Origin of the sequence: Allobosea sp. CCNWLY174 (genome assembly GCF_037120455.1) — a bacterium.
GTDB classification, from domain to species: domain Bacteria; phylum Pseudomonadota; class Alphaproteobacteria; order Rhizobiales; family Beijerinckiaceae; genus Allobosea; species Allobosea lupini.
Map to the genome: position 1 here is coordinate 637,376 of NZ_JBBBBQ010000002.1, position 15,398 is coordinate 652,773.

Annotated in this window: 16 protein-coding genes; 10 read left to right on the forward strand and 6 right to left on the reverse strand. The window is 68.0% G+C overall.

The genetic code is table 11. The features are described 5' to 3' along the window. Window positions 1-3 precede the first annotated feature (3 nt). The 9 genes from V7S63_RS09915 to V7S63_RS09955 all read left to right on the forward strand — a co-directional run bounded on the left by V7S63_RS09915 (window position 4) and on the right by V7S63_RS09955 (window position 7,955). Window positions 4-507 (forward strand): chemotaxis protein CheW, encoded by a 504-nt coding sequence (locus tag V7S63_RS09915; protein WP_057190852.1) that lies wholly within the window; start codon window positions 4-6, stop codon window positions 505-507. 78 nt (window positions 508-585) lie between these two features. Beyond that, window positions 586-2,508 (forward strand): methyl-accepting chemotaxis protein, encoded by a 1,923-nt coding sequence (locus tag V7S63_RS09920; protein WP_336530087.1) that lies wholly within the window; start codon window positions 586-588, stop codon window positions 2,506-2,508. Window positions 2,509-2,530: 22 nt separating this feature from the next. After that, window positions 2,531-3,382: a CheR family methyltransferase gene (locus V7S63_RS09925; protein ID WP_336530088.1), complete on the forward strand. Its 852-nt coding sequence runs from the start codon at window positions 2,531-2,533 to the stop codon at window positions 3,380-3,382. 10 nt (window positions 3,383-3,392) lie between these two features. After that, a complete protein-coding gene (locus V7S63_RS09930; RefSeq protein ID WP_091840279.1) occupies window positions 3,393-3,986 on the forward strand; it encodes a hypothetical protein in 594 nt (197 codons plus the stop codon). Beyond that, window positions 3,986-5,092 (forward strand): chemotaxis-specific protein-glutamate methyltransferase CheB, encoded by a 1,107-nt coding sequence (cheB, locus tag V7S63_RS09935; protein ID WP_091840282.1) that lies wholly within the window; start codon window positions 3,986-3,988, stop codon window positions 5,090-5,092. The genes V7S63_RS09930 and cheB overlap by 1 nt, the downstream gene beginning before the upstream one ends. A gap of 111 nt (window positions 5,093-5,203) precedes the next feature. Further along, window positions 5,204-5,590 (forward strand): response regulator, encoded by a 387-nt coding sequence (locus V7S63_RS09940; protein WP_057190857.1) that lies wholly within the window; start codon window positions 5,204-5,206, stop codon window positions 5,588-5,590. Window positions 5,591-5,790: 200 nt separating this feature from the next. Next, window positions 5,791-6,249: a hypothetical protein gene (locus tag V7S63_RS09945; protein ID WP_336530089.1), complete on the forward strand. Its 459-nt coding sequence runs from the start codon at window positions 5,791-5,793 to the stop codon at window positions 6,247-6,249. Beyond that, window positions 6,230-7,258, forward strand: a complete 1,029-nt coding sequence (locus V7S63_RS09950; protein WP_336530090.1) for a hypothetical protein — start codon at window positions 6,230-6,232, stop codon at window positions 7,256-7,258. Before V7S63_RS09945 ends, V7S63_RS09950 begins: the two co-directional genes overlap by 20 nt. A gap of 139 nt (window positions 7,259-7,397) precedes the next feature. After that, window positions 7,398-7,955, forward strand: coding sequence for a glutathione peroxidase (locus V7S63_RS09955; protein ID WP_336530091.1), 558 nt, complete (start codon window positions 7,398-7,400; stop codon window positions 7,953-7,955). Window positions 7,956-8,185: 230 nt separating this feature from the next. Here V7S63_RS09955 and V7S63_RS09960 read toward each other — a convergent pair whose 3' ends face one another. From V7S63_RS09960 to fliK, 6 genes are all read right to left on the reverse strand, one after another. Beyond that, window positions 8,186-9,601, reverse strand: coding sequence for a mannose-1-phosphate guanylyltransferase/mannose-6-phosphate isomerase (locus tag V7S63_RS09960; protein ID WP_336530092.1), 1,416 nt, complete (start codon window positions 9,599-9,601; stop codon window positions 8,186-8,188). Between the two features lie 104 nt (window positions 9,602-9,705). After that, the gene (gene mog / locus V7S63_RS09965; RefSeq protein ID WP_336530093.1) at window positions 9,706-10,251 is read right to left on the reverse strand and encodes a molybdopterin adenylyltransferase; all 546 of its coding nucleotides are present in this window, start codon (window positions 10,249-10,251) and stop codon (window positions 9,706-9,708) included. Between the two features lie 9 nt (window positions 10,252-10,260). Then, window positions 10,261-11,268, reverse strand: a complete 1,008-nt coding sequence (locus V7S63_RS09970) for an NAD-dependent epimerase (RefSeq protein WP_336530094.1) — start codon at window positions 11,266-11,268, stop codon at window positions 10,261-10,263. Between the two features lie 62 nt (window positions 11,269-11,330). Further along, a complete protein-coding gene (locus tag V7S63_RS09975) occupies window positions 11,331-12,458 on the reverse strand; it encodes a GNAT family N-acetyltransferase (RefSeq protein ID WP_336530095.1) in 1,128 nt (375 codons plus the stop codon). Further along, window positions 12,455-12,733, reverse strand: coding sequence for an EscU/YscU/HrcU family type III secretion system export apparatus switch protein (locus V7S63_RS09980; protein ID WP_336530096.1), 279 nt, complete (start codon window positions 12,731-12,733; stop codon window positions 12,455-12,457). The genes V7S63_RS09975 and V7S63_RS09980 overlap by 4 nt, the downstream gene beginning before the upstream one ends. Further along, window positions 12,730-14,268 carry a flagellar hook-length control protein FliK gene (fliK, locus tag V7S63_RS09985; protein ID WP_336530097.1) on the reverse strand — a complete coding sequence of 513 codons (1,539 nt, stop codon included), beginning with the start codon at window positions 14,266-14,268 and terminating at the stop codon, window positions 12,730-12,732. The genes V7S63_RS09980 and fliK overlap by 4 nt, the downstream gene beginning before the upstream one ends. Window positions 14,269-14,386: 118 nt before the next feature. On the opposite strand from fliK, the gene V7S63_RS09990 reads away from it, so the two are divergent. Continuing rightward, window positions 14,387-15,397 (forward strand): aldo/keto reductase, encoded by a 1,011-nt coding sequence (locus tag V7S63_RS09990; RefSeq protein WP_336530098.1) that lies wholly within the window; start codon window positions 14,387-14,389, stop codon window positions 15,395-15,397. Window position 15,398: the final 1 nt, after the last annotated feature.

A 15,398-nucleotide genomic window follows, 5' to 3' on the forward strand; every position in this document is an offset into this window, starting at 1 on the left:
ACCATGTCCCTGCAGCTCAGCGAAAAGCACTTCACCTCGGCGCAGCCTGAGTCGGCTGCGCGCCGGATCGTCACCTTCCGGGTCGGCGACCGCACCTTCGGCATCGATGTCGGCATGGTCCGCGAGATCAAGGGCTGGCAGGCGACGACGCCGCTGCCGCATGCGGCCCCGCATGTGCGCGGTGTCCTCAACCTGCGCGGCGTGATCCTCGCGGTCTACGATCTGCGCACCGCGATCGGCCTCGGCTCCACCGAAGCCACTGCGACCCATGTGATCGTCGTCGTCGATGTCGAGGACAAGACCGCCGGCCTGCTGGTCGACTCGGTCTCGGACATCGTCGACGTGCCGGTCAGCGCGGTCCGTCCGGCGCCGGATCTGGAGCGCGACGAGCACGGGCTGATCGAAGGCCTCGTGCTGCTCGACACCGAGATCGTCGCCCTGCTCGACCTCGCCGCGGTGATCCGCGACGGCGGCGACAATCAGGACAAGCAACTGCGCGTCGCCTGAGCCGCAGATGGCTCCCGGCAGCGCCCAGCCGGACTGCCGACTGATGGCCAGGACCGCCTGAGAGACAAGAAAGAACCGATGGCTCAGCTGGGCGCCTTCTCGAAACTCTCGGTCAAGCTGCCGGCGCTGTTCGCCGGTGGCGCCGCCGTTTCGGGCGGGCTCGTCGCATTCGCGGTTCGGCAGAGTGCGGCTGCCCGGCTTGGCGCCCTTGGCCTGTCCAGCCAGCAGGTCGAGGCGGCCCTGTCTGGTTTCGCAAGCACGGCCTTGCCGTTCGGCGTCGCCGGTGTCGCCCTTGCCGCCGGTCTCGGCTGGCTCGCTGCTCGTTCGCTGGCGCGGCCGATGATGGCGATGCGCGAAGGCATGGAGAAGCTCTCGGAAGGCACGCCAGACGCCGCGCCGGAGCTCGCCCGCCGCGACGAGATCGGCCAGCTCTCGCGGGCTCTGCGCCAGGTCCAGGAAAGCGCGGTGGAGGCCGGGCGGATCCGGGCGGCGCTCGACGGCTGCCGCACCGCGATCATGGTCTGCGATGCCAACGGGCGGATCGTCTACGTCAACAAGTCGCTGCTGAAGTTCTTCAGCGAGGCGCAGGAGGATTTCCGCGCCGCCTTCCCGGGCGTTTCGGCCAAGGACATGCTCGGCAAGGTGCTGGAGCTGTTCGCCGGCCCCCAAGGCGTTCCCGAAGCGCGCGCCATGCGCGTCGCGCTAGGCCGGCGCATGGTCGGGCTGACGCTGACCGTCACGACGCAGCCCGATGGCCAGAGGCTGGGTTCGACGATCGAGTGGCGCGAGCTGACCGAGGAGTTGCGGGCCGCCGACGAGGTCGCGGCCGTCGTCGCCGCCGCGGCGGAGGGCGATTTCTCCCGGCGCGTGCCGCTCGCCGGCAAGCCCGAGGCGCTGCAGCGCATTGCCACGGGCGTCAACGAGATCAACGCGATCGTCGAGGCCGCTACCGACGAGTTCGCCGCCGTGCTGGCCGGCCTCAGCGAAGGGGACCTGACGGGCCGCATCGACGGCGCCTATGACGGGCGGCTCGGCGAGCTGAAAGCCGGGCTCAACCAGACCTTGGCGCGGCTGACGCAGACAGTCTCCGGTATCCAGCTGGCGGCGGCCCATGTCGCGGCGACAGCGGTCGAGATCAAGGCGGGGGCGGTCGATCTTGCCGGGCGTACCGAACAGTCGGCAGCCGGGCTGGAAGAGACGGCCGAGACCACCGGCCAGCTCGCGGCCTCGATCACGCAGAGCGCCGGGCGCTCGCGCGCCGCGACCGAGCTCGCCGGCGAGGCGATGGCGGTGGCCGGCAGCGGCCAGCAGGTCGTCGCCGAGACGATCGCGGCGATCGGGCAGATGGAGCAATCCTCGGCGCGGATCGCCGAGATCGTCACCGTGATCGACGGCATCGCCTTCCAGACCAACCTTCTGGCGCTGAACGCCGCCGTCGAGGCTGCCCGCGCCGGTGAGGCCGGGAAGGGCTTCGCGGTCGTCGCATCCGAAGTGCGCACTTTGGCGCAGCGCTCGGCCACGGCTGCCAAGGACATCAAGGGCGTGATCGCCAACTCCAATGCGCAGGTCGCCGAAGGCGTGCGCCTGGTGCGCCGGACCGGCGAGACGCTCGGCAAGATCGTCACGGCGGTCGAGCAGGTTTCGGCGACGGTGTCGGAGATCTCGCAGGCGAGCGCCGGCCAGGCCGGCGACATCGCCGCGATGAGCCGCTCCGTCGCGGCGATGGACGAGGCGACCCAGCAGAACGCCGCGCTGGCCGAGCAGAGCGCCGGCGCGGCGGCGAGCCTCGCCGAGCAGACACAGGCGCTGCGCGAGCTCGCCGACGTCTTCCGCTTCGAGCGGCCGATGGCTCATGCCCGATCGCTGCCGGCCCCGGCCCCGAGCGAGCTGCGCCGTGGGCCGACCCGCAAGGACCATCATCATTCCACCGAAGCCCGCCCTGCCACTCCGCGCCGCCGCGTCGCCGGTGGCGGCCGGATGGACGAGTGGGTCGAATCCTAAGTCGCGTCACCAAGGTCAGAGCATGCTTGCCCCGCAATCCGTCCAGTCGGATACCGCGCTCAGCCGCGACGACATGGCCCTCGTGGCCAAGCTGGTCTACGAGCACGCCGGCATCGTCATCCGCGAGCACAAGGAGGCGATGGCGCGCGGCCGGCTGGCGCGGCGCGTCAAGGTGCTCGGCCTCAACTCGATCGCGGAGTACTGCGCCTATCTGCGTACGGCGGCGGCGAGCGACGAGATCCCCGAGCTGATCAACGCGGTCACCACCAACCACACCGCCTTCTTTCGCGAGCGTCACCATTTCGACCATCTGCGCAAGGACGTGCTGCCGCGCCTGATCCAGGAGCGGGCAGGGCGGCGCGGGCGCATCCGGATCTGGTCGGCGGCCTGCTCCTCGGGCGAGGAGCCATACAGCGCCGCGGCGATCTCGCGCGACGTGATCGGCCATCGCAGCGATCTCGACTTCAAGATCCTGGCGACCGACATCGACACCGACATCCTCGACCGGGCGGCGGCAGGGCAATACCCGGCCGAGCAGTTCGACCGGCTGCCGGCGGACCTGCGCCCGCTGCTCAGACTGGAAGGCCAGAGCCCCCGCGGCGAAGCCCGCATCGCCGAGGACCTGAAGCGGCTGATCGCCTTCAAGCGGCTCAACCTGATCGAGCGCTGGCCGATGAAGGGGCCGTTCGACGTGATCTTCTGCCGCAATGTCTTCATCTACTTCGATACGCCGACCAAGGCGGCGATCCTCGACCGCTATGTCGCCCTGCTGCAGCCGGGCGGCTTCCTCTATCTCGGCCATTCCGAATCCCTGCCGCAGCCGCATCCCCAGCTCAGGCTGATCGGCCGCACCATCTACGAGCGCACGCCATGAGACTCGTCCAATGAGCCTTGCCCGATCCTCACGGCGCTATTTCGACCCGCGCTTCGAAGCGACCATCATCACGGTCGCGCCGGGCGAGCACGAGATCACCTCGGCCAAGGACGAGATCGTCGCCACCGTGCTCGGCTCCTGCGTCTCGGTCTGCATGCGCGACGCGCAGATCGGCGTCGGCGGGCTCAACCATTTCCTGCTGCCGAAGAACAATGGTGGCACCGACGCCAGCGCCGGCGAGCGCTATGGCGACACGGCCATGGAAGTGCTGATCAACGGGCTGCTCAAGCGCGGCGCCAGGCGCGGCCAGCTCGAGGCCAAGGTCTTCGGCGGTGCGCGCGTGCTCTCCGGCGCCACCATGCTGGCGATTGGCGAGGGCAACATCATCTTCGTCAACGAGTTCCTCGCCCGCGAAGGCATTCCGGTGGTATCCAGGGATGTCGGCGGCACCCGTTCGCGCCGCATCCACTACCAGCCCGCCACCGGGCGCGCCTGGGTCCAGCACGTCCAGCAGGCCGCGCGCGATCCCGAGCGCGAACAGGAAATGGCTTATCTCAACCGCCTCAAGACCCAGCCGGTGGCTGGTGAAGTGGAGATCTGGTGATGAGCATGCTCACCTCAGGCGGCCCGGTCAAAGTCCTCGTGGTCGACGATTCCGTGCTGATGCAGAAGTTGATGACGCAGATCATCAACTCCACGCCCGGCTTCCAGGTGATCGGCGTCGCCGGCAGCGCCGAGGAGGGCTGGGACGCGATCCAGGATCTGCGGCCCGACATCCTGACGCTCGATCTCGAACTGCCCGGCCGGCACGGCCTCAAGCTGCTGGCCCGTGTGCTGAAGCAGGACCCGCTGCCGGTGCTGATCGTCTCGGCCTTCGGCGGGCCGGGCGCCGACAACACCATCCAGGCGCTGGAGCTCGGTGCGATCGACTTCATCGAGAAGCCGGACGGGGCGACGCATACGCTCGAAGGCTTCATGAAGCATGTCGCCGCGGCGCTGCAGCGCGCCTCGGCCAGCCGGCGCCTGATGGCGGCTGCCAAGGAGATGGTCACGCAGCAGCGGCCCCAGAGCGCGCCGGCGCGACCAGCGGCCGTGCATGTGCCCGCCAACCACGGCAAGGTCTCGCTGATCGCGATCGGCGCCTCGACCGGCGGCGTGCCGGCGGTGCAGACCGTGATGCGCGACGCGGCGCATCTTCGCCTGCCGATCGTCGTGGTCCAGCATATGCCGGCGGGCTACACGGCCAAGTTCGCGGCGCGGCTTTCGGCCGCGACCGGGCTCGACGTGCGCGAGGCGGCCGATGGCGATCGCCTGCGGCCGGGCATGGGGGTCGTCGCGCCGGGCGGCACGAAGCATCTGGAGATCGAGGAGCGCCGGGGCGAGCTGATCTGCCATCTCAAGGAAGCGCCGCTGGTGAGCGGTCATTGCCCCTCGGTCGACGTGATGTTCCATTCGGTCGCCCGCGCGCTCGGCAGCCATGCGATCGGCGCGCTGCTCACCGGCATGGGCCGCGATGGCGCTGACGGTTTGTTAGCCATGCGCAAAGCCGGCGCGGCGACGTTAATCCAAAGTGGCGAGACCTGTGTGGTAAACGGGATGCCGAAAGCCGCGTTCGAGTTGGGCGCCGCTGATCGGGTTGTACCGCTCGACCAGATCGGAGGCGCCATCGCGGGACTGCTGGGCGAGCGCCCGCAGCAGCGTACCGCATAGATCGCCGCGCGTCCGAACGGACGCGGTCACGACGATCTATCACATCGTTATCGCATCGGATTCGTCCGAAGAATGGAATCCATTTTTCGGTCCGATGCCAAGGAGAGTGCCATGTCAAAGGCGAGAAGCGACTACCGCATCCTCGTGGTCGACGACCAGAAGAGCATGCGTGGCCTTGCCACCTATTTCCTCAAGCAGATCGAGTTCCAGGATATCGACGAGGCGGAAAACGCCCGCGAGGCCCTGATGAAGATGCAGACCAAGCGCTATGATCTGCTTCTGCTCGACTGGAACATGGACGGGATGAGCGGAATCGACCTGCTGCGCGCCATCCGCTCGGTGCCGGAGCTCAACCAGATCAAGATCATCATGGCGACGTCGGAGCGCTCGGTCGACAAGATGGACGAGGCGACCAGCAACGGCGCCGACCATTATGTCGTGAAGCCGTATGAGCTGCGCGATCTCGAGGTGCGCGTGAAGAAGGTACTGGCCTGCTGAGCAGGCGGATGCGAGGTCGCGTCCGGCTCGCAGCAGTTGGTCTCATTTGCTGGAAGGGCGCGGGGTCTCCGTTCGATCGCGTCTTCTCGACACCGGTCGCCGTTCCGCCGGAAAGCACCCTGCGGCGGACCAAACGCGAAAACGACAATTCGCAAGCAAGGTGCGTTGACAGCATTCACATGCGCTCATAGGTTTCAACCATGAGGCGCGTTGCCACTTTTGGTGTAACGTCATGTCAGCGCGAGCCCGAGCCGCGAATCACGCTGGTTCGTAAGGATAGCGACGAGACAGTAAACTTCAACGCCGCGACACTGATCGCCCAATATCAACTGCCATCAGGCGATATAGTTCTGATTCTTGATGAGGACTGCCCCTATGAGGAGCAGCTTCATCTTGCACTGGTGCGCGGGTCCGATGTTCTCGATCATATCGTGATTGGCGCGCCCTATGCGACCGGAGACTATCGCGAGGTCGCTCTCGGGGAGAAGGAGCTCCGTTTCCGCTTTTCCGGGGACACGGAGCTGCTCCTGGCGGTACGCGACAAGGCCTCGCATTTGCCGGAGCGCCTGCCCGCGGGAGCGCGGCGCCTGGGCCGCTGGTTCTCGGCACATCATCTGTCCCTGCAGCAGAGCGCGCCCAATGAGCACCAAACAGCCTGATCCCGCGCTGGAGGCGGCAATCCGGCAGCTTGAAGCGACAGCCCTCAGCTTCGCCTACCAGGCTACCAATATCGCCAGTGTCCGATCCGAATACATTCGAAGGACACGCGAGCTGTCAGTCTCGCTGCGCGCCGCCTACGATCATGGCGAACTGTCGGCGAAGGCCGCCGCCGAAACCGCTCACCAGATGCGCAACGTCATCCTGGAGCAGCAGCGCAAGCGCTCCGCCGCGGTCGGCCGGGCGATGGCGAAGCAGCTGAAGGCGCAGGGCCTCCCGCTCGACGACATCCTGGAGAAGCTGTCGAAACGTGTGCACGGCAAGGCTTTTGGCCAGCTCGACAATGCGCAGCAGACGGCGGTCTATCTTGAGCTCGTCGAATCGGCCGGCCGGGCCCGGCCGAGCGCCACGAAATTCGCAGCGCGGGCAGGGGCTGCGGGTCGGGGTGTCTTCCTGCTCGGTCTCGGACTCGCCGCCTACAACATCGCAAATGCGAAGGACAAGGTCTGGCAGACCGGCCGCGAGGCGGCCGGCATGGGGGGCGGTATTGCAGGCAGCGTCGCCGCCGGCGCTGTCGCCGGCATCTGGCTGGGGCCGCTGGGCGTCGCCATCGGTGCACTGGTCGGCGGGGTGGCCGGTGCCTTGATGAGCGACCAGGTGTATGTCGCGGTCGCCGGTCCGTCCGATCGCAAGGCGGGCCATTTCCTCAAGCGGTTCACGAACGTCTATTCGACCGACGAGGCAGCGATCGCGAACGCGCTTTACAGCGAGATGGGCATCGACCTGGATCGTGTCCACGACGTGTTCATGGCGATGAACGAGAGTTTCACGACCGACGCCGACGACGTCGCCGTTCTCTATCTGCGGAAGGTGTTCGCCGGCCGCGGGCTCGTACAGGAAGCGCTGCGCCTGAACCGAGCCTGCCGTGACACGCTCATCCGAATCCTCGACGATGGCTGGACCACTGCCGAGGAGCGAGGGCTTATCGGCCAACTGCGCGCGCTGCGTTGAGCCACCTTCCTGCGGGCCAGCCCGGATGTCGTCGCGTGGTGCATCCGGCGGTAGCCCCAAGTCACCTAATCGTGCGGATCGGCGGTTTGGCGCAAGCGGCGCGACCGTGATAGCGTCGCCCATCCGCTGGAGCCAGCTCATGCGCGTCCACCGTCGCCAGATCATCGCTCTCATCGCTAGCGCGCCGTTTGCGCCGGCATTCGCCGCGCAGGGGGAAGGCAACGCCTACGCCTTCAGCTTCGACCGGGCGGAAGGCGGGCGCATCCCGCTCTCGGCCTATCGCGGCAAGCCGGTCCTGATCGTCAACACGGCGACGCAGTGCGGGCTGGCCGGGCAATTCGCCGGGTTGGAGCAGCTCTGGGAGCGCTATCGCGAGCGCGGCCTCGTCCTGATTGCGGTGCCGAGCAATGATTTCGGCGGGCAGGAGCCGCTCGACGGCGCGGCGATCGCCGAAGCGGTCCGCCAGAGCCATGGCGCGAACTATCCGATCACCCAGAAGAACGTGGTGCGCGGCCCGGATGCGCATCCGTTCTATCGCTGGGCCGCCAATCAGCGCCCCGGCGAACTGCCGAGCTGGAACTTCCACAAATACCTGATCGGCCGCGACGGCAGCCTGGCCGGCAGTTTCAGCTCGCGGACGGACCCGCTCTCGCCGGAGCTGATCCGCGCGATCGGGCAGGAGTTGGCGAAGGACTGAGGGGCAGGGGACGGCTCCGCGCCATTCCCTCTCGAACCTGCAAGAGAGGGAACTCGCGACGTCTCCGTCATGCTCGCCCTTGTGGCGAGCATCCACGTCTTGAACACTGCATTGGATCAGAGAAGGGAAGACGTGGATGGTCGGGACAAGCCCGACCATGACGCCGAACGGCTACGCGACCCCTCATCCAGCGCATCTTCTCCCGCAAGAGGAGAAGGAAAGGCGGCGCCTCAGCTACGCGCGTAGATGTCCTCGATGCGGACGATATCATCTTCGCCGGTATAGCTGCCGACCTGGACCTCGATCAGCTCAAGCCCGATCTTGCCCGGATTCTTCAGCCGGTGAGTGCAGCCGATCGGCAGGTAGACCGACTCGTTCTCGTGGACGAAGCGGACGGTGTCGTCGAGCGTCACCTCGGCGGTGCCGCGGACCACGACCCAGTGTTCGGCGCGGTGGAAATGCTTCTGCAGGCTGAGCTGGCCGCCCTCCTTGACGTGGATGTGCTTGACCTGGAAGCGGGCGCCGATGTCGATGCGCTGATACCAGCCCCAGGGCCGGTAGATGCGCAGATGCTCGCTCGCTTCGGGGCGCCCATCCGCCTTCATCTGCTCGACCAGGGTCTTGACCTTGCCGGCCGCCGCCATCGAGGCGACCAGCACGGCATCGCGGGTCGAGACCACGACGACGTCGTCGAGCCCGACCACGGTGGTCAGCACCTCTTCGCTGCGGATCAGCGAGCGGCGGGTGTCGAGTGCGACCGCCGGCCCCTCCAGCACGTTGCCGTCGCCATCCTGCGGCTTGATGGCATGAATCGAATCCCAGGAGCCGACATCCGACCAGTCGAAGGAGGCAGCGAGCATCCCGGCATGGGCGGTGCGCTCCATCACGGCATAGTCGATCGAAATCTTGACGGCTTTGCCGAAGCTCTCGGGATCGAGCCGCAGGAAGTCGAGGTCGCGGCTCGCCTGGTTGACCGCCGCCTCGGCCGCCGAAAGCACGGCTGGGGCGTGGCGCGAGAGCTCATCGCGCATGGTCTTGGCCGAGAACAGGAAGTTGCCGCTGTTCCAGAGATAGCCTTCGGCGACGTATTTTTCGGCAATGTCGCGCTGCGGCTTCTCGACGAAGCGGGAGAGGCGATTGGCACCGGGCTCGGGCAGCGCCTCGCCGGGGGCGAGATAGCCATAGGCCGTCGAGGGATGCGTCGGCTTGATGCCGAGCGTCATGATCAAGCCGGTCGCGGCCAGGCGTGCGGCGCGCTTGCAATCCTCGCGGAAGGCCTCGGCATCGCTGACGACATGGTCGGAGGCGAGCGCGACGCAGACCGCCTCGGGGTCGCGTTTGCCGGCCATGACGGTGCCGACCGCGATGGCGGCGGCGGAATCGCGCCGCTCGGGCTCCAGCACGATCTCGCCCTTGATGCCGAGCGCCAGCATCTGCTCGGCGACGATGAAGCGGAAATCATTGTTGGTGATGACGATCGGCGCGCCGAAGGCCGGATCGACGAGGCGCTGCAGCGTCGCCTGGAAGGTCGAAAGGCCGTCATCCAGCAGCGCGATGAACTGCTTCGGCATGGTGTCGCGCGACAGCGGCCACAGCCGGGTGCCGGAGCCGCCGGCCATGACGAGGGGAACGATCTTTGCAGTCATATCGAACTTCCGGCGGGAACTGGTCCGTCTAGTCCTACAGCAGCGAAGCTACCATCCGATAAACGCTCATAGGGAGAGGCGGGTGGTATCGGTCGAGGTATCGTTCACCCTTTCGGCTTCTGCCCGGGCCGGAACGCGACGATCACCGCCGGATCGGTTTCGAGATAGGGGCCCTCGATCAGGTCGATGCAATAGGGGATCGCCGGCATCACCGCATCGAGGCATTCGGCGATGGCGCGCGGGCGGCCGGGCAGGTTGACGATCAGCGACTTGCCGCGGATGCCGGCGAGCTGGCGCGAGAGGATCGCGGTCGGTACCTTGGAGAGGCTGACCTGGCGCATCAATTCACCGAAGCCGGGCATCAGCTTGTCGATCACGTCCTGCGTCGCCTCGGGCGTGACGTCGCGCGGGGCCGGGCCGGTGCCGCCGGTGGTGACGATCAGGCAGCAGCCTTCCTTGTCGGCGAGCTCGGTCAACGTCTGCGCGATGCCGGCGCGCTCGTCCGGGATGACGCGCGTGACCGCCTGCCAGGGGCTGGCCAGTGCCTTGCTGAAGTAGTCGAGGATCGCTGGGCCGCCCTCGTCGGGGTAGACGCCGGTCGAGGCGCGGTCGGAGACGGTGACGATGCCGATCTTCGCGGGCGTAGCCATGACCAGTCCTCAAACCCGATAGAAGTCGCGGTACCAGCGCACCATCCGGCCGATGCCCTCGGCGAGTGGCGTATGCGGGCGGAAGCCGACCGCTGCCTCCAGCGCCGAGACGTCGGCGGCGGTGCGCAGCACGTCGCCGGGCTGGCGCGGCTTCATCTCCATCACCGCCTTCCTGCCGAGCGCCTGTTCGATCGTGGCGATGAACTCCATCAGCGGCACCGGATCGGAGTTGCCGATATTGTAGAGCCGCCAGGGTGCCGAGGAGGTGGCCGGGCCGGGCTCGTCGCTCGACCAGGCCGGGTCGGGTGCTGCGACGTTGTCGAGTACGCGGACAACGCCCTCCACAATGTCGTCGACATAGGTGAAATCGCGCTCGTGCCTGCCCTCGTTGAAGACCTCGATCGGCTCGCCGGCCAGGATCTTCCGCGTGAAGATCATCGGCGCCATGTCGGGCCGGCCCCAGGGGCCGTAGACTGTGAAGAAGCGCAGGCCCGTGGTCGGCAGCCCATAGAGATGACTGTACGAATGGGCCATGCCCTCGTTCGCCTTCTTGGTCGCGGCATAGAGGCTGACCGGGTGGTCGACATTGTCCTCGACGCGGAAGGGCGTACGGGTATTGGCGCCGTAGACCGAGCTGGACGAGGCGTAGACAAGATGCTCGACGCCGTTGCGGCGGCAGCCCTCGAGGACATGGCCGAAGCCGGTCAGGTTGGAATCGAGATAGGCCTGCGGGTTTTCGATCGAGAAGCGCACGCCGGCCTGGGCGCCAAGATGGACGACGCGCTCGAAACGCCCGTCGGCAAAGAGCCTGGCCATGCCTTCGCGATCGGCGAGATCGAGCTGTTCGAAGCTGAAGCGGTTGTGGCCGTCTAGGCGGGCGAGCCTCGCCTGTTTCAGGGCAGGATCGTAATAGTCGTTGAGATTGTCGGTGCCGACGACCTCGTCGCCGCGTTCGAGCAGAACCCGGGCTGTCTCGTTGCCGATGAAGCCGGCAGCCCCCGTCACCAGAACGCGCATGATCCTCCTCGCGCCAGACGCGGCGTTTCGTCCACCGTCTATCGAGCAGCTTGCCGTCCCGGTCAACGCGGGCTGCGGTCGCGCCGGCCTCTCAGCCGCATGCGTGCCGCCGCGGCGAGCCGGGGCAGAGCAGTGGAGCTGTCGGCGAGCGCGACGATCGCATTTGCCATCTCCTGCCGCTCACCCCAGGGATAGGCCGACGGATCGACCTTGTCGCCGGCGCCGCTGTCGAGGCGGAAGGGGCGGCCGGCGGCGAAATCGGCACGGAGCATTTCGATGGCGAGTGCCCGCCCGGGCGAGAGGCGGGCGTGGCCCTCGTCATAGGCGATCTTGAGGAAATGCGACTGGCCGGCGAAGTCGAGCAGCAGGCCGCCGGCGATGGGCCGGCCGTCCAGACGGAGCAGGTCGACGCGGATGGCGTCGGCGTCGGCGAAATTCCCGACGATCTTACGGATATAGGCACCGTCATCAGCCAGGCTGGCGAGGGCGGTGCCGCTACGGCCCTTCCAGCCGGCCGCCTCGAGCGCGAGAAAATCTTCCAGCGCGGCGATAGCGTCGGCGCCACGATGGCGTTGATAGGCGAGCGTGCCGGCCTTCTCCAGCTGGCGATGTTGCTGCATCCGCTTCTTGTAGCCCTGGCCGAGGGCGCGGCGCAGATAGCGCTCCGCGTCGTCGCCGGCCTCGGGAATCAGCATGGGCCGCTGCCAGCGCTCGAAGGTGGCGATGCTGCTGCTCGTCGCAACCAGCGCCGCTTCGAATGCGGTGAAGACGCTGCCCGCCATGGGTAATAGAGGCAGCTTCAGAACCTTCGGGAGGTCCGGTGCCTCGACGATGGCCAGGATCAGGGCCGCGGCGGCGTCACGCGCATGCTCGCGATCGAGCACCGGGGCGGAAGACACCTCGTAGAGCGACACCAGCGGCGCTGCGAGGACCGGCGCGAAACCGCTGTTGAGGTTCCGCGTCCGGCGCAGCGCCCAGAGCCCGAGCAGGCGATCATCGCCTTCTTCCTGGGCTGCGAGGACGACGACATCATTCGCACTGATCCCGAAGCTCAGCGCCGCGGCGACCGCTGCCGGAGCCATATGCAGATTGGGCGCCTCGGCGCGCCGGCAGAGATCGACGAATGCTTCGGCGCAAGCGGCGCCATAGGTCCCGGCCGGCAGGCGGCGGACCGCGATCGGAGCGGTCATGGGCGCGATGGGCCACCGCGGCGGCGCAGGCCGAGGACGAAGGCGATCACCTGCGCGGTGGCGAGATAGAGCTCCTCGGGGATGCTGTCTTCGAGCTCGACGGTCGAGAGGGCCTGCGCCAAAGCGGCATTCTGCTCGATGGCGATGTTGTGCTCGCGGGCGGTCTCGATGATCTTTTCGGCGACGACGCCATGGCCCTTGGCGGTGACGCGCGGCGCGCCCTGGCCGTCATATTCGAGCGCGACGGCGAGCGGCAGCGGCTGCGACTGGCTCATGAGCGGCGGTCCAGGAACTGGCCGGCCGCTGCTTTTGCCTGCTGCGGGTGGCCGGTGAAGACCTCGAACTCGGCGCTGTCGAAGCGCGACCTGAGCAACGAGGTTTCGAGATCGGGCGTCGCCTGGCGCAGCAGGCGGCTGGTATCCTCGCGCTCGGCCCAGAAGGAGACGCCGATGGCGCGGCCCTGCAGTGTGACCACGCCCTGCAGTGCGCCGAGAGGTTCGACATCGAGCGCGAAGCGCACGCGCCAGAGCGGTGCGTCGGGCGTCGCCGAGCCGGATTGCGGCGGGTCGCGCTCGATCTCCAGGGGCAGCACGGCGGTGCCATTGGGCAAAGCGAGCGGGATCTCGGTCAGCCAGCGCGCCGGCGGTTGCTGGTCGAGCCGCGCGGCCTCCTGCGGCAGCGAGGCGTATTGGGCGAGCGCGATACGGTCGAGCGCCGCTTCGGCCTGGCCGAACAGGGCCTGAGCGATGGTCGCGGGCCGGGCGGCGCTGGTCAGGCTCGGCTCTTGAGCCGGCTGCGGCGTCAGCAGGCCGTCGCGGGGCGGGGCGGGGCGAGCCTTGGATGGTGTCGCAGCAGCGGCGTCCTGCTCTTGTGTATTCCGGGTGGCTGGGCGCCCGGGCTGGGGCGCCGCTTCGTTGGCGGTTTCGCCGGGCAGTGGCAATTTCGCTGCTGGTGCGCCTTCGACGGCTGGCTTGAGCAGGTCGCGCAGGCTCTGCAACGCCGCCTTGAGATCGCTCTGAGGCGTTGGCGCCTCTCCTGCGGCCTGCCGCGCTTCGAGGAAGACACCCGAGCGGACGACGGCTGCCTTCAGCGCCTCCGCCGTGACGGGGCGGGCTTCGGCCGCCGGCAGGCGCTGGGCGAGGATCTGGTCGACCAGCGTCATCAATGGCTTTGGCAATGTCAGCGCGACCGAGCCTTGCGCCAGGCTGCCGAGATTGGCGAAGAGCGGGGCGAGGCTGTCCTGGCGCCCGAGCGCCGCGCCTAGCAGGGGGCCGGCGATCGCGCGCGGCGAGGCGGCGGTCTGAGAAGCGATTGCGGCGGTTGTTGTGGCGGGTGGCGTACGACCGGCCTGCAAGGGGATGGCGGCGGTCGATGTCTGAGCGGTTGCAGGCGCGGCGCTCGCCGAAGTGGCCGCCTGCCTCTGCTGCGGAGCTGATGGCGCGGTGCCGGCCGACTGCTCAGCCGGCGGCGTCGGAGCGTTCGGGCTGTTGGCCGGCGCCGGGCGGATACCGACCAGCGTCGCCTGCAATGGCGCTCCCGGCTCGGCCGGCGCTGCGAGCTTGAGCATCAGCGCGGCTCCCGGCTGCAGCGCCGCCTGTCTGGCCTCCGGGCCGGCGAGCACGAGTGCGACCTTGACGCCGTTGACCAGGGCGGTGGCGTTGCCGTCGTCGTCGAGCGCGACGAGCTTGGCCTCGACCGTCTTGCCGGCGGCGAGGCCGCCATTGCCGCTCATCGTCGCGAGCAGGGTCGCGAGATTCTGGCTCTTGATGAGCGCGGCGAGGTGCGCCGGATCGGGCGGAATGGCTGCCATTCGGGCAGCCTGGCACGAAATGTTAAGGATTCTCTTGCGCCGGGCAGCGTTGCGTCAGCTGCGCTGGTGCGGGCGCCAGCTCTGCGGCAGGTTGCCCACCCGTTCTGGAGAGATCGTCATGGATTATCGCGCGCTCGGCCGCTCCGGCCTTAAGGTCTCGCCGCTCTGCCTGGGCACGATGATGTTCGGGGCGCAGACGGACGAAGCCGATGCGCGGGCGATCATCGACAATGCCGCCGCCGCCGGCATCAACTTCATCGATACCGCCGATGTCTACGCCGAGGGGCGCTCGGAGGAGATCACCGGCCGCGCCATCGCCGGCAACCGCCAGGACTGGGTGCTGGCGACCAAGGCGGCGAATGCGATGGGCGAGGGCCCGAACCAGCGCGGGCTCTCGCGCAAATGGCTGCTCGAAGCCTGCGACGCCAGCCTGAAGCGGCTCGGCACCGATTTCATCGACATCTACTATCTGCACAAGGAAGACCATGGAACGCCGCTCGCCGAGACGATCCGGGCAATCGGCGACCTCGTGCGGGCCGGCAAGATCCGCTATTTCGGTGTCTCGAATTATCGCGGCTGGCGCGTCGCCGAGATCTGCCGGCTCTGCGACGAGCTCGGCATCGACCGGCCGGTGGTCAGCCAGCCCTATTACAACGCGATGAACCGCATGCCCGAGGTCGAGCACCTGCCGGCCTGCGGCTATTACGGGCTCGGCGTCGCCAGCTATTCGCCGCTGGCGCGCGGCGTGCTGACGGCGAAATACGAGCCCGGCCAGGCTCCGCCGGAAGGCACCCGCGCCGGCCGCGCCGACAAGCGCATCATGCAGACCGAATGGCGGGAGGAATCGCTCGTCATCGCCCGCACCATCCGCGACCATGCCGCGCGGCGGGGGCTGACGCCCGTGCAGTTCGCGGTCCGCTGGGTGCTGAACAACAAGCTCTTGACCGCGGCCGTGGCCGGCCCGCGCACCATGGAGCAATGGCAGGGCTATCTCTCGGCGCTCTCGGCCGATTTTACCGCAGAGGACGAGGCGCTGGTCGACAGCCTCGTGCCAGCCGGTCATCCCTCCACGCCGGGCTACAGCGATCCGGCTTATCCGCTCGAAGGGCGGCTGGCGCGGACGGGGTGAC